Source organism: Hafnia paralvei ATCC 29927 (assembly GCF_001655005.1).
GTDB lineage: Bacteria > Pseudomonadota > Gammaproteobacteria > Enterobacterales > Enterobacteriaceae > Hafnia > Hafnia paralvei.
This window is the reverse complement of record NZ_LXET01000004.1, coordinates 52,032-77,284: the sequence shown is the minus strand read 5'-3', so window position 1 is coordinate 77,284 and position 25,253 is coordinate 52,032. Positions and strand designations below refer to the sequence as shown.

Annotated in this window: 16 protein-coding genes; 5 read left to right on the top strand and 11 right to left on the bottom strand. The window is 49.2% G+C overall.

What is annotated here, in order from left to right; translation table 11 throughout:
* Nucleotides 1-44 precede the first annotated feature (44 nt).
* Both M988_RS00760 and pdeH read right to left on the bottom strand, forming a co-directional pair.
* The gene (locus tag M988_RS00760) at nucleotides 45-2,096 is read right to left on the bottom strand and encodes an AsmA family protein (RefSeq protein ID WP_064572486.1); all 2,052 of its coding nucleotides are present in this window, start codon (nucleotides 2,094-2,096) and stop codon (nucleotides 45-47) included.
* Nucleotides 2,097-2,198: 102 nt separating this feature from the next.
* Nucleotides 2,199-2,981: a cyclic-guanylate-specific phosphodiesterase gene (gene pdeH / locus M988_RS00755; protein ID WP_039189190.1), complete on the bottom strand. Its 783-nt coding sequence runs from the start codon at nucleotides 2,979-2,981 to the stop codon at nucleotides 2,199-2,201.
* Between the two features lie 367 nt (nucleotides 2,982-3,348).
* On the opposite strand from pdeH, the gene M988_RS00750 reads away from it, so the two are divergent.
* Entirely contained in the window at nucleotides 3,349-3,549 is a 201-nt protein-coding gene (locus tag M988_RS00750; protein WP_008815572.1) for a 2-hydroxymuconate tautomerase family protein, read from the top strand.
* 191 nt (nucleotides 3,550-3,740) lie between these two features.
* Complete coding sequence (gene kdgK / locus M988_RS00745) at nucleotides 3,741-4,685, top strand: 2-dehydro-3-deoxygluconokinase (protein ID WP_064572485.1); 945 nt, start codon at nucleotides 3,741-3,743, stop codon at nucleotides 4,683-4,685.
* A 62-nt stretch (nucleotides 4,686-4,747) separates the two neighbouring features.
* Here kdgK and M988_RS00740 read toward each other — a convergent pair whose 3' ends face one another.
* The 9 genes from M988_RS00740 to bcsR all read right to left on the bottom strand — a co-directional run bounded on the left by M988_RS00740 (nucleotide 4,748) and on the right by bcsR (nucleotide 21,131).
* Nucleotides 4,748-6,283, bottom strand: coding sequence for a M16 family metallopeptidase (locus tag M988_RS00740; protein WP_008815574.1), 1,536 nt, complete (start codon nucleotides 6,281-6,283; stop codon nucleotides 4,748-4,750).
* A gap of 353 nt (nucleotides 6,284-6,636) precedes the next feature.
* A complete protein-coding gene (locus M988_RS00735) occupies nucleotides 6,637-7,920 on the bottom strand; it encodes a dicarboxylate/amino acid:cation symporter (protein WP_004091112.1) in 1,284 nt (427 codons plus the stop codon).
* Between the two features lie 291 nt (nucleotides 7,921-8,211).
* The gene (hmsP, locus tag M988_RS00730; protein WP_074388420.1) at nucleotides 8,212-10,221 is read right to left on the bottom strand and encodes a biofilm formation regulator HmsP; all 2,010 of its coding nucleotides are present in this window, start codon (nucleotides 10,219-10,221) and stop codon (nucleotides 8,212-8,214) included.
* A 299-nt stretch (nucleotides 10,222-10,520) separates the two neighbouring features.
* A complete protein-coding gene (gene bcsC / locus M988_RS00725) occupies nucleotides 10,521-14,027 on the bottom strand; it encodes a cellulose synthase complex outer membrane protein BcsC (protein ID WP_064572484.1) in 3,507 nt (1,168 codons plus the stop codon).
* Nucleotides 14,000-15,205: a cellulose synthase complex periplasmic endoglucanase BcsZ gene (bcsZ, locus tag M988_RS00720; protein ID WP_064572483.1), complete on the bottom strand. Its 1,206-nt coding sequence runs from the start codon at nucleotides 15,203-15,205 to the stop codon at nucleotides 14,000-14,002. The genes bcsC and bcsZ overlap by 28 nt, the downstream gene beginning before the upstream one ends.
* A 2-nt stretch (nucleotides 15,206-15,207) precedes the next feature.
* On the bottom strand, nucleotides 15,208-17,502 hold the full coding sequence (bcsB, locus tag M988_RS00715; RefSeq protein ID WP_064572502.1) for a cellulose biosynthesis cyclic di-GMP-binding regulatory protein BcsB: 2,295 nt from the start codon (nucleotides 17,500-17,502) through the stop codon (nucleotides 15,208-15,210).
* A gap of 112 nt (nucleotides 17,503-17,614) precedes the next feature.
* The gene (bcsA, locus tag M988_RS00710) at nucleotides 17,615-20,182 is read right to left on the bottom strand and encodes a UDP-forming cellulose synthase catalytic subunit (RefSeq protein ID WP_064572481.1); all 2,568 of its coding nucleotides are present in this window, start codon (nucleotides 20,180-20,182) and stop codon (nucleotides 17,615-17,617) included.
* Nucleotides 20,179-20,934 carry a cellulose biosynthesis protein BcsQ gene (gene bcsQ, locus M988_RS00705; protein WP_008815580.1) on the bottom strand — a complete coding sequence of 252 codons (756 nt, stop codon included), beginning with the start codon at nucleotides 20,932-20,934 and terminating at the stop codon, nucleotides 20,179-20,181. Before bcsQ ends, bcsA begins: the two co-directional genes overlap by 4 nt.
* Nucleotides 20,934-21,131 carry a cellulose biosynthesis protein BcsR gene (gene bcsR, locus M988_RS00700; RefSeq protein WP_008815581.1) on the bottom strand — a complete coding sequence of 66 codons (198 nt, stop codon included), beginning with the start codon at nucleotides 21,129-21,131 and terminating at the stop codon, nucleotides 20,934-20,936. Before bcsR ends, bcsQ begins: the two co-directional genes overlap by 1 nt.
* A 288-nt stretch (nucleotides 21,132-21,419) precedes the next feature.
* On the opposite strand from bcsR, the gene bcsE reads away from it, so the two are divergent.
* Genes bcsE through bcsG form a run of 3 tightly spaced genes read left to right on the top strand, consistent with a single transcriptional unit; the run spans nucleotide 21,420 to nucleotide 24,854 of the window.
* Nucleotides 21,420-22,982 carry a cellulose biosynthesis protein BcsE gene (gene bcsE / locus M988_RS00695; RefSeq protein WP_064572479.1) on the top strand — a complete coding sequence of 521 codons (1,563 nt, stop codon included), beginning with the start codon at nucleotides 21,420-21,422 and terminating at the stop codon, nucleotides 22,980-22,982.
* Entirely contained in the window at nucleotides 22,979-23,200 is a 222-nt protein-coding gene (bcsF, locus tag M988_RS00690) for a cellulose biosynthesis protein BcsF (RefSeq protein ID WP_008815583.1), read from the top strand. The genes bcsE and bcsF overlap by 4 nt, the downstream gene beginning before the upstream one ends.
* Complete coding sequence (gene bcsG, locus M988_RS00685) at nucleotides 23,187-24,854, top strand: cellulose biosynthesis protein BcsG (RefSeq protein WP_008815584.1); 1,668 nt, start codon at nucleotides 23,187-23,189, stop codon at nucleotides 24,852-24,854. The genes bcsF and bcsG overlap by 14 nt, the downstream gene beginning before the upstream one ends.
* The last annotated feature ends 399 nt before the right edge of the window (nucleotides 24,855-25,253 follow it).

The following is a 25,253-nucleotide window of genomic DNA, read 5'->3' as shown; positions in this document are numbered from 1 at the left end:
ATAGACCATATTTCTAGGCTTGCCATTTTAGATGGACTGTTTGACTATTTTTTCATCCCTTTCAGCATGCCACCACACTGATTAGAATCCACTTCACTTGGCGATATCAACGCTAGCAACGCTGCTGCAGGCGCAACAACAGCGCCCAAAGCAACGGCTGCTACACCACGCGCAATGAGAGGACCTGCTTTAACCCCGACGTCAGGATGCTTAAAGGTTCCCTTCACATACAGCGGGGAGCGTAAAGTGAGAACACGCATTCCCTTACTTTCAGGATCAATCGATAAATCCATCCGTTCAGTCGCTAAATTGACGTTACCCGAAATATTTATCACCGCATTTTCGGTATCAAAGACGAACAATCGCGTAGCGGCTAAACCATTTTTGATGCCAATGTCCGCCGCCGCACAGTTAATCTTGACCTCATCATCGCCAAATAATTTGCCCACCAGATAGTTACCCACGTTAAGGCCGGCTATCTCCATCAGGTTTCGACTTATTACACCGTCATTAACCAGTAAGCGCACATCACCGTTGCTAGTACCAAGCAAATCAGCCACTGAGTTCCCCGTCCCACTTATTTTGGCATCACCGTTCAGTTGTCCTAAGCTACGACGCATCGATTCAACATTCGGCAGCAGCTTTTGTAGTTGGAAACCACGGGCGTGAAGGTCTGCCGTACCGCGCATCGGCGTACGTTTTCCTTCAAGGCGAATCGTTGAATTCAGGTTGCCACCGGCTACGCCAAAGCGTAACGGATCCATGAGTAACGTACCGTTATTTAAAGAGAGATGAGTATAGAGATCGCTAAGCGGCAGCGACTCTCCGTGCTCAATGCGCTTGGCTGTAAATTTGACGTTTGCATCCATCGTAGACCATTGCTTGGTATCAAATTTATCCCTAGGCAGAACTTTATCGGATGGCTGAGTTGCTTTTTGGCCTCGGCTCGCTTTTTCTTGATTAGAATCAGCGCCGATAAGCGGAGCCAAATCAGCAAAGCGGAGCTGGTTAGAAACCAATTCCCCGCTCAGAGAAGGGCGAGGTTTGCTCATCTGGTAGGTTAGGCTACCGTGAATATCGCTGTCGCCAATTTTACCGTTGAAGTTTTGATAACGATAAATCGCGCCTTTTGCACGTTTAAGCTCTGCGCTAAGGTGTCCATCAGTGGAGTAAGGCGGCGTATCCGGTAACACGATGCCGGTGAGTTTATGCAACTGGCTCAGGCTCTGTCCTGAAAATTGCAGGCGTAGATCCAGCGCGCCTAAATTGAGTGGATCGCTCAGCGTACCAGCGACCGCTACACGCGTTTTTCCCGAACGAACATCAGCCTGTAATGGGAATAATCCATCAGGATCGCGTAACGCCAGCATTCCGCCAATCTTCCCGCTGCCCGAAAGTGACTCATCGTTATATGTGCCATCCACTTTCCAGCCAAAGACATAATCCGGTGCTTTCTTACTCGCCACTTTTTTCGCAGAGCTGCTATCGCCCACCACTTCACTAAATGGCAGAGGTTTGCCCAACGGATCGATGGTCGCTTTGAATTTTGCACCGATCATTGCGTCGTCATAAGCGATCTTCCCCTGATCAAAGACAATGTCGTCGATCTTGAAAGACCAAGCCGATTTTTGATCTTTAGGCTGACCCTCATTAGAGGCGTTCGCAAGCTCAAAGGTCCAGTTATTCTTGCCATTTGCCAACCTGCGCAACGATGCATCTGGCTGTTTGAGTTTAATTCGAGGGATATAAATCTGCTTACCCAGCAGAGCCAGCGGAGAGAGGCTGGCATCAACTCTCTCGAGCGATACCATAGATACTGCAGGAATATCAGCGGGGTTACCTAAAACAATATCTTCAGCATGAACATGAGGCCAAGGCACCCAAGAGCGCCAGCCGGTTTCATCTGCAGGCCGCGACCAATCAACCCCCAGATTGCCACGGATAGCAAAGGGACGGTTAAGCTCAGTTGAGACTTTCTGATTGATAGTTGGCTTGAGTCGATTCCAGTCAAAGGTGATCACAAAGATAACGATCCCGACGATCACCAAAGCAACGATCCCTGCTAACCAACTCAGAGTTTTTTTTGTTCTGGTCATTGGCATGTCCTAAATATTTAACCTAAAAGTGTCGTTTCCCACACATAACAATAGGTTAATTTTTAGAAATACGCCTGTTTACAGGCTAAAGCGGAAGATGAGCTATTCGCTAAAGCGCATAGGAAGTTGATGCAAAAAATCAAATGGATTGGGACGGGAAAGGTAATAACCCTGTGCTGCGCAAGCCTCTGAGCGTTTAACCAGTGTCCATTCTTGAGAAGTTTCGACGCCCTCAACAATCACACCTTTGGCATAGCGACTCATCAGCGCTACTAATGCATAAAATAATCGGATCCCCTCATGACTTTCACGTAAAAACGAAAATAGGGCGCGATCGAGCTTTACAAACTCATAGCGGCACTCCATCAACGAGGAGAAATTAGCCAACCCGCTACCAAAATCATCTAGCCATAAACGGTGTACGTCTTCTAACGATTGAATAGGCATCGTCAGCGCGGCATAAGCGTGCTCTACCATTTCAAACCGCAAATATGGCATGTGATCCAACAGTTCACGCGCTTCAGGCTGCAACTGTAAAGATTGCAACGTTTGGCCATCGACGTTAACGGAAACAAGCAGATCGCACTGCTGAATAAAACCGTGCCATTGGTAGATTAATCTAAGTTGCTCCAGCACCACGTCCTGACGCAAGCTCTCAGAAATATGTTCAAAATAGTCTTCTGGGGATAAACGGCAATCGGGGTTTTCAGGATGATGCACGGCAGTAAGTAATTCTATTGCCAGAAGTACGCCGCTGGTGCAATAAATGGGTTGGAAAGTATACATTCTCTGGCACTGACTCCAGTAGCTCTTTTCTTGATTGAGCTCCAGTGGGGGCAACGGGGGCACCATCCACCCCGTGGCCATCATCTTGCCAATTTTCATGTGTCCACCATCCGCATACACCTTGTGAGAATCACTCTTCGTCCAAACGGACAATTAACAAAGGCAATTATCGGCAGGAGGCCTCAAATCTTTAACCGAGTTTCCTGTTAGCTTAGTCACTGCCGATTAAATAATGGCGGGTATCACGGAGTTTAGCAAATGAGCTACCCTAACTAGGGTTCTATCGCTATACACCCGTCTTACTGGAAATTGCACCTGGGTTGGCTAGACAAATTCGTTCCCGACGAATTTGTCACTCGCTTGCCGACTTGATGCAACGCCAATTATTTTGGGGATAGAACCGATATGCAGCGTGTTCATTGTATGGGAATTAATCGACTCACCTTTCGACAGATGGAGTATCAATATGCCTTTCGTTAATATCAAAATCACTCGTGAAGGCGCCACCGCCGAGCAAAAAGAAGCCCTGATCGCGGGCGTCACTCAGTTACTGGTGGACACTATGGGGAAAAATCCGGCGACGACCGTCGTGATCATCGAAGAGGTTGAAACCGACAATTGGGGGATCGGCGGTAAAAGCGTGACGGAACTGCGCAAGAAAAAATAGTTTATCTACCCCCCCGAATCCAGCGTTGCCTACCTGCATTCGGGGGAGGTATTCAGAAGCTCTCTCACTATTTTTAGATCCATATCATATAAAAATAGAACACTGTTTTATTTATATTGACGATAGGTTTTCCAACGGGGAAACTAAGGCTATTGCGTCTTTATTATCCTCAATAAAACAGGCTTTTCTTCATGACCACTGCTTCACACTCAAGTGCAAAAATTGCCGTTATCGGTGAATGTATGATTGAACTGTCGCAAAAAGGCGCGGATCTTTCCCGCGGATTTGGTGGCGACACACTGAATACCTCCGTTTACCTTTCCCGTCAGGTGCCAGAATCCAAACTTGCGGTACATTATGTCACTGCGCTGGGTACCGATACATTCAGCGATGAAATGTTGAATGCGTGGCAACATGAGGGAGTCAAAACCGAGCTCACTCAGCGCCTAGAGAACAAACTGCCAGGCCTGTATTTTATTGAAACCGACGCCAGTGGCGAACGTACTTTCTATTATTGGCGCAACGATGCCGCTGCCCGCTATTGGCTGGATAGCGATAGCGCCGAAGCGATCTGTGACCAGCTAGCACAATTCGACTACCTATATCTGAGCGGTATTAGCTTGGCTATTCTGAACGACAACAGTCGTGAGCGCTTACTAACACTATTAAAACGCTGCCGTGCCAACGGTGGAAAAGTGATTTTCGATAACAACTACCGTCCACGTTTATGGCAAAGCGTTGAACAGACGCAATCAGCCTATACAGCGATGCTATCCTGTACTGATATCGCCTTTTTAACGTTGGATGACGAAGATTTGCTGTGGGGCGCAAAGCCCGTTGATGAAGTGATCGCACGTACTCATGCGCTTGGCGTGAGCGAGGTGGTGATTAAGCGCGGAGCAGATTCCTGCATCGTTTCAGCCGCAGGCCAAACCGTCGATGTGCCCGCCGTCAAACTGCCAAAAGATAAGGTTATCGATACCACCGCCGCGGGTGACTCATTCAGCGCCGGCTATCTCTCTGTGCGTCTGCTCGGTGGTGAACCTGCCGCCGCTGCACAGCGTGGACATCAAACCGCCAGCACCGTCATTCAGTACCGTGGAGCCATTATCCCGCAAGACGCGATGCCTCGCTAAAATACCCGCCACTAACAAGTTTCACGCTAGTCCCTTTTCAGAGACTAGCGTGAATATAGAGACTACTGGGCTGAAGTCGGTTCTTCTTTCGCAGCCGGATCCGTCTGTGACGCTGGTGCAGAAGAGGTATCTTCTGGAATCGCATCAGCCGCCGCAGCCGCATCTTCCATATTCAATCCCATGATGCTGCTATACACATCACGCAACGCTTTCACGTTTTCTTCCGGCTCTCCGCGCGGTTGGCGCAAGATTAACGTTGGCTCACGGGAAAGTTGGTTATGCAGTTCTTGGTTTAGATCGTCCAGCGTGAGCGTCGCCAAGAAATCCTGACGCAGCTTCTGGTAGGTCTCAGGAGAAATATCCACGACGCCGCTTTGCTGAGAGCGTAAACGCTGACTCATCAGAATATCAGTATCGGTGCGCGCATAGGTGGCAAAAAGCTTCGTGAGCTGATCTTTCTTCTGCGCAACGATGGTATCGAATTCTTGCTGAGTAATACCGTCGTCATGTACCGCGGACATTTCGGTCGCAATAAAGCTCAGAGCCTTATTCAAATTCGCCTGAGTGGTTGCCAGATGGATAGCACATTGCGAACGCTGATATTGCACTTGGCAATCAAACATCAGGTTTACCGAACCTTTCAGATCGCTGTTAGCTAAAACCTGCTGCAGATGGCTAAACAGAGCCTCACGCGCGAAATCGCTTTTCCAGTAGCGCTGTAGAACCTGAGAATCGCGGATCGGTTGCCAAGGAACATCCCATGTGATCGACAACGTGTCTTGCTGTGCATTATCAGCGATCAGATTAATGGGGGTGTTTGGCAACGGTGCGAGCGTTGGCAGAGTCGCAGGCGTTTCACGCTTACCTTTTAACTCAGCAAAAGCCTTATTGATCTGCTCGCTCAACGAGCGGGAGTCTACATTCCCCACCACATACAGGGTCATAGCATCGGGCGTATACCACTGCTGATAAAACGATTTCAGCAGTTGAGTATCAACCGGTCGGTTCGGTCCTTGACCAGGCTCATGTCCTAACAGCGTTGACCCCTTGAGACGCAACCGCCACCAAGGATCATTAACATCAGAAGGCAATGTCGCCACGAGATTCTCCGGCGACTGCAGCGCGCTAATCACCGTATTATTATCGATCTGTAGCTTACCTGCCGTATTGGCTAACCATTGCAAAGCATCCTTCAGCAGTTCAGGACGGTTATTAGGCAAGCTAAGATTGTAAGCGGTGTAATCATAAGAGCTCACCGCCGGAGGCAATGGGCGCTGAGGGTCAATACTTTGCTGCCAGAACGATTGTAATTGGCTGGCGGTGAAATTATCGCTGTGTGTTAATGCTAAGCGTGGCAGCAAATGGGCAAACCCCACCTGCTGGCTTGATTCTACAAGTGAGCCAGTGCTCACAATCATACGCAATTCAATCCGATCGGATGGGCGCTGTGGCGTGGCGAGCAACTGCCATGAAAAACCATTATCTAGTTTTCCTTCCTGCCACGCAGGATCGGGCTGTAGTGCTTCAGAATGCACAGTGCTGCTGGCCGCTGCCAGCAACAATCCACCAACCATAAGCCGAATTTTGGTGCCTTGCATGTGAACCCCTACTAAATACTGACAATAATGTACGAATTCCCCTGAGGAAGATGACCTATCTGGCCCATAACAACGGCTAACTCAGTGTGATGAGTCAAACATCGATTTTTAGACCACGAGAGTAGGCTTATGTCTCCTGACAGAGAGAAAAAAAAATTCTAAACAACGCCAAACCAAGATAACGAGAGTCTCAGGAAGATGGCAAACATCTATTGCCAACGTATCTGTAACTCACGCATGAAGAGTCAGCGGTTGTAGAAATGAATGGGCACATTATAAAGATGCCCCCGCTCGCATCAAGCGAATGGGGGCAATCCGTCATGTTCGGTAACAAAAACCGAGAAGTAGGAGGGTTATAGCGTCTGAGTTTGCGTTGCGCTGCGGTCTTTTTTACCTAAAACCGCTCTCATTTGGTTTTCATCCAGTTGACGAACGCGTTTAGCTACGACGATAGTTGCCACGCCATTTCCAATCAGGTTGGTCAGCGCACGAGCTTCGGACATAAAGCGGTCAATACCTAAAATCAGTGCCAAACCCGCCACTGGCAGATGACCTACCGCAGAAATTGTCGCCGCCAGAACGATGAATCCGCTTCCGGTTACACCGGCAGCCCCTTTGGAAGAGAGCAGTAACACCACTAGAAGTGTGATTTGATGCCAGATATCCATATGGGAGTTAGTAGCCTGCGCAATAAACACCGCCGCCATCGTGAGATAAATCGACGTACCATCCAGATTAAACGAATATCCGGTCGGTATGACTAAACCGACTACCGATTTTTTACACCCGACTTTCTCCATCTTATCCAGCATACGCGGCAGCGCAGACTCAGATGACGATGTACCCAGTACAATCAGCAGTTCTTCTTTGATATAGGCAATAAAGCGGAAGATGCTGAATCCGGTCGCTTTCGCAATGGAGCCGAGCACAAACACCACGAACAGCACACAGGTAATATAGAAGCAGACAATCAACTGCCCCAGTTGTACCAGTGTCCCAACGCCGTATTTACCAATGGTGAAGGCCATGGCACCAAATGCACCTATCGGAGCCAACTTCATAATCATATTGATGATGCCAAAGATAACTTTGGAGAAGCTATCGATGAAGTTGAACATCATCTGACCCTTTTCACCTAAATGATGCAGTGCAAAACCAAACATCACGGCGAATAACAGGACCTGAAGAATATTACCGCTAGCAAAAGCGCCAATAACGCTGCCGGGGATAATATCCATAATGAACGCCACCAGCCCCTGCTGCGCAGCCTGATCGGCATACACCGCCACGGCCTTAGCATCTAACGCGGCAGGATCGACGTTCATCCCAGCACCTGGCTGAACGATGTTCACAATGACCAGACCGATAATTAACGCGATGGTGCTGACAACTTCAAAATAGAGCAGAGCAATTGCGCCAGTACGGCCAACCGCCTTCATGCTCTCCATACCTGCAATGCCAGTTACCACCGTACAGAAGATAACTGGCGCAATAATCATTTTGATGAGTTTAACAAATCCGTCGCCCAGAGGTTTCATCTGTGCGCCGAGGTCAGGGTAGAAATGGCCCAGTAATATCCCCAGTGAAATAGCTAATAACACCTGGAAATAAAGGCTTTTAAAGATATTTTTTTTCATATTATTCACTTCCTTATCGGGTACGCACGCATCAGATACAACGCACCAAAGGAGGGTTACACCTAGTACAACCTTCCTTTATATGACTCTGTACTGCGTTGGACGCAAAATAACACCGGCGTAACAATATGGAAATGCAATGTTGTAATTAGTAACCAAATTTTATCATTTTTATGAGCTGAAACGCATCAAACCCGCAATGAAAAAAGGGTTATCAATACAAAAAGAGGGGATTTATTGGGAGAATGGCCAGAAGTCTGGCCATAATCATTTGTTTCGAAAAGAGAATAATCAGATTAGGAAATATTTTCGTTCAAACTCATCTTGTGGCAACGCCGGTGAGAACCAATAGCCCTGCGCATAGTAGATCCCGTGCTTAAGCAGCCACTCACATTGAGTATGTGATTCCACGCCTTCCGCCACGACGTCTAAAGCGAGAACCTCCGCAATGGACGCGACAATTCGCACAAGAGCATCATCATGAGGGATCTGATCGACGAAGTTTTTATCAATTTTGATAATATCCACAGGCAAATGCTGCAAATAGTTTAAGCCCGCGTAGCCCATACCAAAATCGTCCAACGCAATCTTAATACCGATTTTTCGCAGCCGTGCTAGCATTTCGGCAGCCTGAGTTATGTTGCTGATATAAGCGGTTTCCGTCACTTCAAGATGAAGCATATGCGGATCAAGTTGATACTCAAGCAGCATTCTCTCGAGTAGCTCAACGTAGCCAAGATTGGCAATTTGAACACCAGAAACATTCAGAGAAATAGGCACACCGATATTCTGTTTCTGCCATGTCGATAAGATTTCCATCGACTCGGTGATCACCCACTCGCCTAAGGCTTCTATACCACCGACCTCTTCGGCAAGAGGAATAAACTCAGAAGGCAGCATCAGTTCGCCGTCTTGGCGGTTCCAGCGGATTAGTGCTTCTGCCCCAGCTAAACGTCCTGTGCGAAGGTCGATCTGCGGTTGAAGGTAGAGAGAAAAGTCCCCTTGGGTCAGGGCAGACATAATCTCCGTCTCTTTGGTTAGCCGATCTTTGGCCTTTTGAGCCAGCGTCGGTTCAAAGAATAAAATTTGATTTTTTCCTTCACGCGCCGCGACATTCATTGCCGAACTTGCCTGGCTCAGCAGCTGTTCTGCGTCCCTCTTGGCATCAATCGGCTGCTTAGGATCTGGCTGATAAAGCGAAATTCCAATACAGGCGGTTGGCCTGATCGCAATTGCGCCTAAGTCGAGCGGCTGGGTGATAATATCCATCACGTTTTTAGCAAATAACGTCAGCGAATGTGGCATCTCAACGTTGCGCACCAAGACCACAAAGCGATCCTGATTAATCTGAGCCAACATATCAGAGTCACTGACACAGGCTTTCAGCCGACAAATTAGCGAATTCAACAGCATGTCACGCTGAGCGGCATCAAGAACGCCCATGGCCTCTTGCAGAGTACAAATATTAATCACAACAATGCCTGAGTTTTCTTTCCGACAAACCAGTAAATGTTGCTCTAATAAAGGAACGAACAGCGTCATGTTCGGCAAATTCGTCACTGGATTGCGCGTCGACATGCGGCTCATCGCCTGATGCGCTTTTTCCAAGGCCTGCTGGTTGCGGTTATAGTTGCGCACCAGCAATCCCAGCTCATCATCACCGTGTAGCGGAGGTGGCGTTAGCTGATGAAAATTAGGCGCATCCAACGGCATGCTGCGCAACTCTTGCGCCAGCGCCCTCAGTGGATACACCAGCAGTCGGTTCATACACCAACTAATCGCGACCGTTAAAATCAGGGCCAGCAGAAGATACGTCGACACCATGGTTGACAGCGTCGAGAGAATAAATTGGTAAATACGGAATGAATCGGCCTGTAGCACCAGATAAGACGATGGCTGGCGTGCGGCAATATTTCGTTCAGTTCCGTAGAGCGGCATAGAAACCTGAACGGGCAGATCAAAGATCTGCATGACGGTTTCAGGAACTGCCCGTGCCTGAGGAAAACGCCCTTTAAGCGCTTGAAGCTCATTAGGTAGCATGACGTCGGCACGGCTGAGAATACCGATAGGGACGAGGCTATCGAGAATTTTCTGTGCTCTCACTGCGTCCATATTCAGCATCGCCTCCGATAGAGGCTCACGAACCGAATGCGCCAAATTCTCCAGTTGCTGGACGTAGTCCTCCTTGCGTTGGTCCACAAAGTGGAACAACTGAATCACGACAAAAATACAAATCGTAATAAGTGCCACAATAGACACCATTGCCATTTGTTTGATCGTTAAGGAACGACTGACTCGCAAACTGTCTCTCCGATAACATTAAAAAATTGCGACATGTTTGGTTGGCTAGTAATAAAACTGCCCATTTCCCCGCCAGAGTATACTTGATCACATCGGTTTTTAACCCTAAAGCCGAACTCTTTAACAAACAATTACACTGATTTAAGCGTAATCGTGTTAAACCGATGTGTTTTACACCATTTTTAACCGCAAATTCAGCCAATTTCTGAACAGCCAAAAAATAAAAAGACCCGCCATATTAGAATACAGCGGGTCTTTTTATGCGCAAATGGCTCATTGAGAGCCTTCTGCTGAGTTAATTATTTGAAATCAGCATAAGGCGTAAGCGGCGTTGGTGGCAGATCCATATCTCCCTGCCAACCGGCGGCCGAGTATCGGATATAGATTAGACCATGGCTTGGGGTGTAATCTTTCGCCTGCTGAATATCTACACCGGCGCCAATAAACCAGTTAGAGGTCACTCGGCGTTCGATAATCGCCCGCAGCGTATAACCTACCCCGCTACTGCTACTGCCGCTATCCGTATCATATTTATCCGTATACTTGTTATTCTTTTTATCCGGCTCAGGGAGCAGGTTCTTAATCGGATAACGATCGGTCGTGCTCGTTTTTGAATGTGACCAAGATACTGAACCACCAAGCTCCCACGACCAATTCTCCGTACGCTGACGGTAATTCACCGGCACACCAAAGGAAACATATTGCTGTGGACTATAGTAACCACCTTGCCCCAGCGTATAGCCGCTCAAATCTTTGTCATAATGCCAAATCATGTTGCTGAGCCCGACGGTGAAACGGCGGTTATTTTCGTTGATCAGCTTGTAGTAATAACCCGCCATCCAGCGAATACTGCTGTTGTCCTCGACGTTTTTCCCCGTCAACTGATCCGCACTCAGATCGGCCCAAACCCCGTTTGCTTCGCCGCGATCATAGCTACCACTGATCCCGACCCCAGTACGACGCACGCCTCCCCATGTGGTTCCTGTCTGATCGTCCTTCTGCCCGCCAAATGCCAATAATGAGCTAGAAATCGGGCGACGATGCGCGTTCACCGTCCAACCAATATGATTCCAATCGCTGCTATAACTGAGTCCACCGGCCCAATCGACCACATCAAACCCCATCGGGGTCGTGCCGAAGTCCCCTTCCCAATTGGCTTTTTTCCAGCCCGCAGCCAAGCTCGCGCCTGTAGAGTTTTGGCTATTGCCTGGTTTACAACCGTTCACATAGCAGGTGCCAAATTTCTCTTTATAGGTGCCACCTTTAAACGAACCGGCCTGCATATCCACGATGTCCGTGCGGAGGAACATGCGCCCGTCATATAACGGTGCGTCCATCTGCAACATGGTGGTATTAGCGGTGAGGTCTGAATAACCCCCTGTGCCACTTGAGCGAGCGTAATCGTGATCCAGCGTAACGTTCACATCCTGTTGACGATAAAGATCGGCGGCATCAGAGCGCACGCCGCGTTTGAGCCAATCATCTTTCTCATCATTACGCGTTAGACGCGTGAAGGTATCGTTGTCCTGTGGTTTGCTTGGCGCAATACCCGAAGTCACCATGGCATCGCGATAATAATCGAGAGCTTTATCGGGATGACCCTGTTTTTGCTCAAACCGCGCCGCATCACGCATCACTAACGCACCGGCCTGACCTGACGATTTAGCCGCCTGCGGTGTAATGCGATCAAAAATTTCCTGTGCCTTGGACATATCTCCCACCGATGCCCACGCGTCAGCCACGCGGCGTTCGGTATTCATACTCGGTGCGTCAGCCGGTTTCTCCTGCTGTAATGCCTGCAACTGAGAGCGAGCTTGTTCTAACTCTCCTTGCGCAATAAAGGCTTCAATCTCTCCCAGATGAGCAGATGCATTGTTGGGCTCACGCAAAAGCACATCTCGATAGCCCGCCAAGGCGACGGTGTAATCTTCACGCTCCATGGCCCAATCCGCAAGGGTGAGATCCACCTGTGTATTCGCCGGCTGCTGACGTAGGTAAGTAATCGCTTCGTCTTCATGCCCCGCATCGCGTAGATCTTGGGCTTTCTGTAACGTCTCGCCAAAGTGCAAACGATCTGAAAGCTCGTGTATATCCGCATCCCATTTGCTTTTCGGCAAAGAGTCCACCAAAGCTAACGCGGCACGATCGCGATCGGTACTGGAAAGATACAGCGCATGAGCATAAACCTGCTGCGGATCGCCCGGTAGCTGCTGCGCCAGGGTGCTAAAAGCGCGGTCAGCATCATCTGTGCGGCCAGCCGCATGCAGATCTTTAGCCAAGCGATAGGTTAACCACACATCGTTGGGCGACAGTTTCAAAGCCTGCTGTAGCTTGCTGGCCGCCCCCGCCCACTGTTGCTGTTGTTCCAGCGCCTGTGCCTGCTGCTGCAACACATCGCTTTGGATACTATTTATCGCGCCCTGCATCGCATTTCGCTGCCCACGCGATAGGCTATCCAGATAAGCGAGCGCCTTCTCTGGCGACTGTCGTTGGTAAATACCCACTAACCCACGAACCGCGCTGCTGTTGGTTGAATCCAGACGAAGTGCTTGCTGATAATAGCGTTCCGCGCTGGCGTCATCTTTGCGAGCAACGGCAACATCGCCCAACCCTAATGGCGCGTAGCTATCCGTATTATCGATACCGCGGGCCTGCTGATATTTTTGCTGAGCACTATCGAGCTGGTTGGCCTTTAACGCTTTATCGCCGGACTGAATCGCCAGCCAATACTGGTTACTCTTGATTAAGCTGAGCCATTTATCACGGTCATAACCCGTAGAATCCGCTTTTAGCGCGCGTTGGAAATACTCCAATGCCTTCGGTCGATTATCCTGTCGTGCATAGGCTTGACCTAAAGCGCCTAATACATCCGCATCATTAGGTTTCGCCACCAGCGCTTTCTGCAAGTCAGGGATGGCAACGCCCCCTTTGCCAGAATCCACCATCGCCAAACCACGGGAACGAGCAACATACGCGGGATCCGTTAGCAATTTCTGTTGGTCAGCCAGTTTTTTACGTGCATCGGCAGCAGATGGATCTTGCCCAAACACCGTCAGATAACGCTGCAACGCGGCTACGCTTTGTGCGCTCACAGGCTGCTGATTAATGCTTCCCATCCACAAATCCGCAGCATCGCCGCGCGTACTGTCGTTAGCGGCCATTTTCTCCAGCACCGCATACGCTTTCTGCGTTTGATTGGTGCCTAACAGCATGCTGGCCAACGTTCGTTGCAATTCACCGTTACCGGGATTACTTTTGCGCAACGTTTCGAGCTGATTAATCACGTTGGCTTCTTGCCCTGGCTGGCGCGCCACCACCCGCAGATACTCCACCGCTAAATCCACCGAGGGAGGCGTACCATCGAACAATTTCTGATAAGCCTTAATAGCCTCCGGAACATGCCCCGCGGTAGCTAATAAACGTGCCTGCTGTAGCTGCTGACGGCCTTCCGGTGTGGTTAGTGCCATATTCATCTTGGCTTGTTTGTAAGCCTCAGAATTCGGTGCCAGCGTCTTTAATTTATCCAACTGCTGTTGCGCAAGCTGCTGATCTCCCTGACGCAACGCTAGGCGCATACGCGCAGCGATAACATCAGGATTGTTCGGGTCAATCAACTCCAAGCGATACAGCGACTGCTTCACCAAATCATCGCGATGGCTGGCCTCACCCACACGGATTTGCTCCAGCAACCATTGTTGTGGAGAAACGACGGTATCTGCGGCCACAGAAACACCGGTCATAGACGCGAGAGATAGGCCGATCGAGAGACTCAACCCGCTTAATGAGAAGTTGCGATACTTACGCATGTGCTGCTGTCCCAATGAGGTAATAGCTCACCTTTTAAATTAAAACGATAACGTTGTTGGTCCCATCCTTGGCCAAATAGCGTTAGTACATAGCTGTAATAGGCGTCGTCACTGAGTGGATTATCTTTTACCCGCTGTCGCTGAACGGCTTGTGCCTGTGAGCCAGCGAGAAACGGCAATAACGCCGCCGAGAATCCCGAATTGCCATATCCGGTCGCTTTACCGGTCGCCACATTAACTCTTTCTGGCGGATAACCTAGCTCAGCGGTTATGGTGGCCATGGGTTGCCACTGTTTAATTAATACGGCTTTGTTGGGATCTTCATCGGCCATCATGCCTGCCCAGAGATAAACACGAATCGCGTCATACCCGCTAACATTTGGCTTATCCGGCGTTGCTTCCCAGCCCTTACCTTTACGCCAATCAATCCAATCGGGAACAAAACCCTTCGGTGAGCTTGCCAGCAGCAGACGTTGGTTATTATTATGCAGCGCCGCCCATGGGCCATGAAAATGAGCCATACGCGCCATCAACTGTGGGGGCAAATAGCTCGGGTTTATGGTCCACACCGGAGGATGCGCGAAGCCAACACGACCGGGCAGTAACATGACGCCGAATCCCGGCAAATGAACCACTTCTTCACGTGCGATGCGCTGAAGCAATAAGACACCGAGCGATTGATAGCTACGCACCTTCCATAGCCGCCCCGCTTCCATCAGCGAATAGGCAATCCATAAATCAGAATCAGACGCTGAGTTGGTATCCAAAACGCCCCACTCTTCTTTGCCTTCTTGATTCTTATCTTTCCTTCCCCATAGCCAAGCAGGAAGTCTTGCACTGAGATCGCCCTGCGCCAGATTGTTCTGTGTCCACTGCAGGATATTGTCGAACGCAGCCCTATCGTTGGCCACTAACGCAAAGAAGAGTCCATAGCTTTGTCCTTCCGAGGTCGTGATTTTCTTCGGGCTGCTGGGGTCAATCACTCGCCCTTGCTCGCTGATGTAATTCTGTTTGAACTGCTGCCATTCCGGCCAATCGCAGGCTGCAACGGCATGAGTTGCAAGACTGGATAGCAGTAACAGTCCACCAATGGCACCGATCTGCCACCCGCCTGATTCAGCGCCTCTCCCCGCCAGAGGAGAGGCTGATAGAATTCGGGCTTTTATCCACCCAAACATGATTAGTCTCGCTCATCCGGGGACAAGCGGCGACGGCGTAAAATGCGTAGCAAACGCCACAGCACAATCGCTATCAGCACAACGCTCACCGCAGACATCACGGCAACCAGAATCGGATGGGTAGCAAACATATGCCACAAACGTTCCCACCATGGCAGATGGCCTACGTAGTAGATATCACCCACGCGCATACTATTTACACCTGATTCGCGGATAACCACCACCGAGCCTGACATTGCCGCTTTCTTGCCGCTATCAATCATGGCCTCATTGAGTAAGCCGTAGCCACGTGGGCTATCTGCGAGCAGCGCAACTACGCTGCGCTGATCATGGTATGGCGATTGGAATCCAATCACCGCAGCCATTGCGCCATCGGAGCGAATCGTAGTGCGCGAATCAGGTTTCATCGAAGACGCCTCTGGCATGATGGTATCCAGATTTGGTTTACGCATCGGCATCTTGATCCAGCTTTGGGTCGCATCCACCAGAAGATCGATTTTATCGTCGTTTTTCAACGCCTCAGGGATCGTTCCAATTAGCAACACATCGCTATCTTTATCTTTGACCTGCGCCCAATCGTCGGTTAACGATACATTCAGCGCAGGGAAACCCGTCTGGGCACCAATGCTCCCCAGAGCATTCAGCATGGCCGTTACCTGTGACGGCGTGGGTTGTTTACCCACAACCACTTCAGTCTCGGACAAATCAGCCAGACGGCTAAATGGGAATCCAGCGTTAACAAACGAACGCAGATCCGGCATCGCCATAAAGTGACGATAGCCAGAGAAGTCGATGGTCGAATTACCGTCAATCGCAACGGTATTAGGTATCGGCTGTGACGTTACACAGTTATTGAGTGAACCACCGGAAATCGGATTCGCATAATCGAAATCAAAACGTAACTGATTACTCGCCCCCAGCTTCAGTGCCGGAATAGAGACATCGGTATTTTTATCAATAAGACCTTGGAACAGAGGCAAGCGCATTAGCAGAGCGCCTTTCTCCTTCTCAGGCACCAAGTTATAGGCCTCAATAAACTGGTTATTCAGATAAATACCCATGCGAGACCCGTCGGCGGTCAGCGGCGACGTATAGCGATACTTCATCCGCATATCAATGCCGGTACTGCGGATCAGGAATAGGTCTGGTGGTAGATTAAGAGTGACGCTAATCGGTGACGGCTCAAGGCCACTGGATTGCAATTGCTCTGCATAAGTTTGCAGTTCAGAGAAGGTCATTGGGCGATCGGTACGCACCCAGTTTGGCGCATCGTATGGTATGCGTGGTGCGAGGGTTTTCACCCCTTCAACCTCAACGCTAGCGCCTCGGAACAGGATATTCCCCTGTGCAATACCGCGTACCGCCGTCATCAGGTCTTTATCATCACGACCCAACACGAGCAGCAGTTTCACATAAGGATTATCTGGGTGGCTGATCATCTCCACGACAGGGCCATCCACCGCAGGATAGTCGCGCAGGAAATCTGGGCGTTTATCATTGGTAGCAAACACGACGGCGTGTTTTTCTGGCAACTGATTAAACAAAACAGGGAAATTTTGTCCGCGCCACTGTGCCTTCGAACCAAACCAAGAGGCTAATACGCCCGCGGCTCGTTGTTCCGCCAGATCAGGTTGACCTGCAAACACGATTGGCAACGTCAGAGCGCTGTAGTCGCGCGCGTCGAAGAATGGCTCAGGGAAATAAGAAAGATCGTTTTTAAGCGGCAGCCCCTGATAGGTTAAATCAACCGAACTCGCGTTACTCACATCCAGCCACACAGCGTTACTGGCTGGGTTTCCACAGATCTCCCGATGATTACCCACAAACTCAAGGCGTACTCGGTTAAAGTCAGTTATATAGCGTGGATCGATCGGTACCTGAGCACTGTTTTTCTTACCTAGTTGCTCTTTAGATATCGGTAAAACACCCATCAGTTGATCGTTAAGAAAAACCTTAACCTGTGACTCGACGGGTAACAGCGCCGGTGACGGTGTAAATTCAAGATTGAGCATCGCATTCGAAACAACTTCATCGCTGCGTACGCCAAACTCAAACTGGCCGGTAGGATCGACACCGCGCAAGTGCATGCTACCAGGCGCTGGCGCAATCTTGGCAAAGGTTAAATTCACGTCACGAGTCGGAACCGCGACAACCTGAGGTTGCGTTGCAGCCGTTTCACTCGTTGCCACGTTAGCATCCGTGTTTTCCGTTCCTATAACAGGAGACACGGGCTCAGCATGCACTAATGTGCTAATACCTAATGCCACTGCTGTTAGCCAAAATATTTTTTTATTCATCGCATTATCATCAATGTTGAGCCAATGTCTGAACCACCGTTCTTCGATTGTTTTGGGTCTATCAATTCCAAACATCGTTTTGCGGTGCCGGGGCGTTTATTGTTCCTTCCTGCTAAGCCTTGCTCACCCCACGTGGGATAAACGACACCGTCCACGTAACCAGCGTAGTGAATCCAATAAACACACTGCGCAAAATAGGGGGAGCGTAATCAGCAAGGCTTTGATATCCACGGAAGCCAAGTTTCAAAATATCCAGCAAACTCTCTACCGGTTTGTCTTGGGCAAAGCTGTCCTGCCATAGCGCCCAAGTGTCGGCGCGCGCAAACGTACACTGAATAAATTCGATATGCTGGGCCACACTCATGTTGTCCATGCGCAAGCCCGCTTTCTGACCGAAGACGCGTGTCACCTTCGCGGGGAACGAATACTCCTGTTGACCACGTTTCAGCATCAGCGTGATGTTTTCCCCATCATTGAGCACGCTGCCTTCTCGCAGTTCGACGCCCACGCCTCCGTCGGAATAATCGCGTAGCGTGCAAGGGAAGATATGGCCGTCTTTGCGTGCAATTGCCGCGGGCATAGCAATTTCTACGCGGTGAGATTGGCGAACCTGTTTCGTTTCAACCGACACAGCCACAGCGCCCCCCAGAATGATCATGTTGTAGAACACCCACGCCATACTCATTGCTACCGTCCAGATTTCATCTTGTGGACCAAACGACATCCGCCAAATCCCCAAAATCAAACCGGCAAAATTGAGCAATACCAAAATCAGGTACGGACGGGTAATAACCCAATCAACGTGCTGATGTTCAACCAATCCACCTTTCGCCGTAACGTTGAACTTCCCTTTATGCGGGTTAAGCAGCGCCACCGTGGTCGGCCGAGCGATGTACCATGCCAACACGGTTTCATAGATTTCACTCCAAAATGAATGGCGATATTTGCCCTGAATTTTGGAGTTAGTCAGACTGGAGTGAACGATATGTGGGATCACATACAACGCAATCGCCAGCGCGGGAGCAAAAATGATATAGGCGTGCATCAGCAAAAACGCCAGAGGCGCGGTGAGGAAAATGAGCCGTGGGATGCCGGACAGAAAGTGCAACATCGCATTGGCGTAACAGATACGCTGTGCCAGCTTCAGACCTTTGCCAAGCAATGGATTATCCAAACGGAAAATCTGCACCATACCGCGAGCCCATCGAATACGCTGGCCAATATGGGCCGAAAGACTTTCGGTGGCTAACCCCGCAGCCTGTGGGATGCGGATATACGCTGATGTCCACCCACGACGGTGTAGACGTAAAGAAGTGTGAGCATCTTCGGTAACGGTTTCAACGGCGATACCGCCGACTTCGTCCAACGCGCTACGACGCAATACGGCACACGAACCACAGAAGAAAGTGGCGTCCCACATGTCGTTACCATCCTGTAGCAACCCGTAAAATAAGGTGCCTTCGTTTGGCGTCCGACGGAAACGACCCAAGTTACGTTCAAAAGGATCAGGGGAGAAAAAATGATGCGGTGTCTGCATCATGCCTAGCTTTTTATCTTTGAAGAACCACCCCAAAGTTAGCTGTAGAAATGAGCGAGTGGGGACATGATCACAGTCAAAAATCGCGACAAACTCACCAGTCGCCTGTTTCAACGCGTTATTAATGTTACCGGCCTTGGCATGCTCATGGGTCGTACGGGCGACATATTTCACCCCAACCTGCTCAGCAAACTCCCGAAACTCTTCACGTCCACCATCGTCTAACAGCCAGATATTCAGTTTTTCTTTTGGCCAATCAATACCGAGAGCTGCGTAAATGGTGGGCTTCACCACGCTCATATCTTCGTTATAAGTCGGCACCATAATATCAATGGTCGGCCATGACTTAATGTCTTCCGGCATAGGCGCTGGCTGACGATTCAGCGGCCAAATGGTTTGGAAGTACCCCAGAACTAAAACGACCCACGCATAGGTTTCAGCAGCAAGCAGCAGCAATCCACAGATTAAACTAACCGGATCATCCCAGTTAAGCGTTGAGGTATAGCGCCACCAGATATAACGGCAAGAGACCGTTAGCGACAAAACAATCATCATCAGCGACGAAAAACGGCCTGGAATACGCCGCACAATCATCGCGATGCCCCACAGCAGCACCACGAATACAAACTGCGAACTTAAGTCAAACGGCTGGGAAATACAGAGCAACGCAAGAAGAGCGGAGAATACACACATAACGCCCAATACCAGACGGCGTATGCCTTGGCCTAAACGATTAAAAGCCTGTTCCGACTCCTCCGCACCATGCTCCTGCATCTTCTCAGGTAAGCTTTTCAGCCAATCATGATAGCCGTTATGCCATTTTTTAATCAGCGCGCGGATACCCCACTCTTTCGTGTGTCTCCCCGAGAAGAACACGATTAGCCACAGACTCTGGATCGCGTAACGAACAATATCGAGTGGTCGAGGACGTTGCGTATCAATATGGGGAAAAAGCGTCGTTTGTTGCGCGCGGATCTGCTGCCAGCGGGGAGACTCCAGCTTGAGAAAGAACCACGCAACCGTCAACCAGAAGCAGCCTAATACGGAACCCAATGCTGAAGCTGACTGCCGATATTGGTAGTAACGATCGACCAAAGCTTGACGCGCTGGCCGCATGAGAAAGAGATCGAGAAGGAGACTCATGGGATCATCCCATCGGCAGCATTGCCTTCAGCATCGAAATGCAGCAAACACCAGTTGGCGAGTGTCATAATTTCTTCCGCCGCCAAAGAGTGCGGATAATATTCTCCGAGCGGCTGTTTGACTGCGCTCGCCTCTGCCATCGCCTCGTCACGGTGGATCACCATAGGCAGCAAAGAAGGTAAACTTTGCAGCCAAAGCTGATAGATATCCTCTTGTAGTTGGCTCGTCGCTACTAGCTGATTAGCCAACAGAAAAACGCCCTGCGGGAGGGGCTGTTGATGCAACCGAATGTGGCAATTGGTATCAGGAACAATAACGTTTATGACACTATCAGCCAACGAGGTAAAGTGCTGTGCCAGTGGGTGCATACCGCTGGGAACATCAAGTAAGATCCAGTTATATCTGCCGCTCGCGCGCAGCGCATTAATATTTCGCGACCAATCTATCCAGCGCGTTACGTCAGTAAAAAATTGAGCGTGCTCATCACCGTTAATCTGCCCAAAAGGCAAGAAATCCAGTAATTCAGTGTAACGTAACGCAGCGTCTTGCCATGCGATACCATCAAATTCGGCGCGAGCCCAACCTTGGGAATGAGCGAAGTCAGTATTAAAATGCATACGCAATAGATTTGCTGGCGTCATATCGATCACCAATACTGACTCGCCTAACTGTTGTAACCCCCACGCCAATGCGGCGGTGATGGATGTGGTCCCCACACCACCTCGCAGCCCTTGCAAAGCAATAACAGCCATTAACGGACTCTCCCCGTCAATTGAGTGAGCTCGGCCAATAGCGGCCAACGACGAATCACTTCGTTCATATGCTCTTGGCGTGAGATATCAACATAGTTGATTTTAGGAATAGCAAAAGCATTGCTCAGTGCAGCAATATCATTTTGGAAAGTAAACGTAGGATCTTTCGCAATTAGATTAATTCTTTTGTCATTCATTCTGCTATCCATGAAAAATCGACTAATGTTTATGATTATAGACAGCTTAAAAAAACCCGTGACTACAACGTAATAGCGGGTACGCATCAGTCTTAGTAATTTGTCGTAAATTATTTATAATGTTACATTCGTTTATCTTTTTTCGCTAGTAGACCGCATACGACAAATAAATTATCGCCGTAGATAAAAAGCGACACAAAAAAATCTATGGAGACTAGGATAAATCTAGCGATTAGGTAAAAACGTTAAGCTTGACGGGTATAATCACATTCAGAGAATTAACACTCTATGGCGCTATCTTTTTCTCTCGGGGTTCATCAACTATGGGATGAGCTTCTTATAATGCAAGCTCCCGGCCTCTATTGGATTAGTGCAGACCGTGAAGTTGATGCTAAAAGCTTTTGTCAGCAGGTAATCTCAAGCCAGCCTGCAGAAACGCGTGCAGCGTTAATCAGCGTAAAGTGTCCACCGCAGGATATTATCGGCGCTAACTACACGCTTGGCCCCAATAAACTCCCTATTTACTCACTTCCCGAAAAGCGTAAAGCGTTATTTCAGTTTACGGAAGATCTGATGCGCGGTCTGCATCCGAAAAACCGACTGCTGGTGTTATTCACGCCATCAGGAATTTGGGAGCAGCTGCAACCCTATGAACTGACCGAGTGGATGCGAGATACCACCCGCTGGCTACGCCAACAAAATTGCACCTTGCTGATTATCGATTACGGCAAAAGTGCAAATAGCCAGAGAACCATGCTTCAGTCCCAGCATCGTACGCTATGCGGCTTGGCAAGCTTACGCTGGCTGCAAGATCTGCACCGCTACGACGTTGCCTACTGGTGTAATCAAAACGGCGTTACTGCGCAGCAAGACGTGGGGGTCTATTTTGACGAGCGCGGTTGGCATGCCCATGAAGATACTCTACAAGCACCACAACCCCGCAACGATGAACAAATTTATATGGCGCATAAAGCCGTATTGGAAGGGGCTCCACCGCTCTCTGAAAACTGGCATCTGTTTGAAAGCAACCTTGCGTTGTTTAATGCCGCCTATGCCGCTCAAGCCTGTACGTTAGTTTTCCAACTTTCTAATAGTGATCAAATCGATACATTAGCGCGTGAAATTCATAGTTTGCGCCGCCAACGTGGCAAGGCGATCAAACTGGTGGTGCGCGAAAGTACTACCTGCCTACGTTTCAGCGACGAGCGACTATTGTTGGCCTGCGGGGCTAACCTGATAATCCCACACAATGCGCCGCTATCACGTTGTCTAACAATGTTGGAAAGTGTTCAAGGGCACACCTATCCTCGCCATGTACCGTCAGACATTGACCTACTGATTGAAGCCATGCGTCCGCTGAACTTGAAAGGATATATTCCTTACAATACCTTCTGCGAAACGCTGATGTCTTTGATGAATAACACTTTATTACCAGAAGATAGCAAAGGCATTTTAATTGCCTTACGCCCCGTTCCAGGATTGCGCACTGAACAGGTATTAACAATCTGCCGAACCCGTCGCTTTGGTGATTTGGTTACTATCGATGAAAACCGGCTAACGCTGTTTCTTTCATCATGTAGAATCAATGACTTAGATATCGCGCTTAGCCATATATTCCCATTGCCGGTCGATGAGGTCTTCACAAATCGCATGGTGTGGTATCAAGACAAGCTGATCATCGCCGAACTACAGCAGATGCAGTCCAACAAGCCATCTAACTGGCACCTTTCAGACCGCATCACACCGCTGGTAAATCGCAAAAACAGTGAATCTGCGGCGGAACATCCTTTACGCCATTCACCGCAGCCAATCAGGCTATTACTCACGCCAAGTCAGGAGCGTGTTGAATGATGAACAGCATGGATATTTTGCAAATCATCATCGTCTGTGCGGTGATACTTCTGCCATTGGGCTACTATTTGCGTAAAAAATTACCCCATATTCTGCAATCAATACGCCAAGTACTCTTCACGCCGCGCTATTTAAAATCCGAGGGGATCCTGCGGCGTAATACTCGCTTACAACGTAACACTTCTGTCACGGTAGACCGTAAAAATGACCAAAAATAGTAACTCCACGAATACCTTAACGGACCTGTGGCACTACTGGCGCGGACTTGGAGGCTGGAATTTCTACTTCCTGCTGAAGTTCGCTCTGCTGTGGTTTGGTTATCTTAATTTTGATGCGCTATCAAATCTGATATTCCTCGCCTTTTTGCTGTTTCCTTTGCCAAACGTCCGTTTGCACCGCTGGCGCAACTGGATAGCGATCCCTATTGGGATTGGCTTGTTCTATCACGATACATGGCTACCGGGGATTAACAGCATCATGAGCCAAGGTTCGCAGCTGGCGGGCTTCTCGGCCTCCTATCTGCTGGACTTAGTGAATCGCTTCATTAACTGGAAAATGATTGGCGCGGGCTTTGTCATGCTGGTTGGCTATCTTTTTATCTCGCAGTGGATACGCGTTACCGTGTTCGTCGTCGGGGCCCTTGTATGGTTAAACGTGCTGCAGATTGCCGGACCTGCATTCTCACTCACACCGGATACCACTAGCGCGAATGCCACAACGGCAGCGGCAGAATCTTCCGATGCCAGCACAAATTCAGCAGGCGTTAACAGCGATCTTCCTGCTCAAACTGCACCACCTGACAATAAGAATCTTTCAGCTTACCTCGACGCATTTTATGCCAGTGAACAGCAGCGCCAAACCCAATTCCCGACGGCACTACCGGCCGATGCACAGCCATTCGATTTGTTGATTATCAACATCTGTTCTTTGGCGTGGTCTGATGTGGATTCTGTTGGCTTGCAGGATCACCCACTGTGGAAGCACTTCGATATTCTGTTCAAAAACTTTAACTCTGCTACCGCCTACAGCGGCCCTGCGTCGATTCGTCTGTTACGTGCGAGCTGCGGCCAGCCTTCGCATAAAGAGCTCTACTCTGCCGCAGGCCAGCAATGCTATCTGATGGATAATCTGGCTAAACTCGGCTTTGGTCAGAGACTCATTATGGACCACTCAGGTAAGTTCGGTAACTACTTGGAAGACCTGCGCAAAGATGCCGGTTTGCAGACGCCGTTGGAATCTCAGGCAGGGATTTCGCACGAGCTCACGTCGTTTGATGGAGAACCGATATTTAACGATTTAGAAGTTTTACAACGCTGGCAGCAAACCGTTGAAAAGTCAGGCGATGCACGCACCGCCACCTTCTTTAACCTGATCCCACTGCATGACGGTAATCGTATGGTTGGTAGCAGCAAGAGCGCCGACTATAAGCCCCGCGCACAAAAACTGTTTGATCAGCTAGACGCATTCCTAACGCAGCTTGAGAAATCAAATCGCAAAGTGATGGTGGTTGTCGTGCCTGAGCATGGTGCCGCGCTTGTTGGGGACAAAATGCAGATGTCAGGCCTACGTGATATTCCAAGCCCAAGCATTACGCATGTCCCCGTTGGTATCAAGTTTATCGGTATGAAAGCACCGCAACCGACTGAAATTATTGTCGATCAGCCAAGCAGCTATCTGGCTCTTTCCGAGTTAGTTGCTCGTTCCGTTGACGGTAAAATCTTCACGGAAAGCAGCGTAAACTGGCAAGCCTTGCTGAAAGGGCTACCACAAACGGCACCAGTTTCAGAGAACGATAACGCCATCGTTATTCAGTATCAGGGCAAACCTTATATCCGCCTCAACGGTGGCGATTGGGTGCCTTACCCGCAGTAATATCGCATGCAAAACAGCGTATCTAAAGGCTCCCCCAAAGGGAGCCTTCTCAATATATATTCCCTTAAATCGCATTTATAACGCGGTATTTACTATGCTCAAATACGCAGAGAATATTTCTACCGTAACAGAAAGCATTTAATTATGTACACTTGTATGAACACTCTAGGCATTAAAAAATATATATTTTTGATTGTTTAACGCCCCTACCAAATGCTTCAAATAATAACGATGACCATATTAAGATATTTCTATGCCCATGAATGAATCATAGCAAACTTATAGCTTGCTAATATAATGTACAAGCATACCTTTATAGAACATTAAAGACGCACTAAATACATGGTGATTTATCTCGCGATAGTCTTATTTTTCATATAAAAAAAGAGCTCTTTTCAG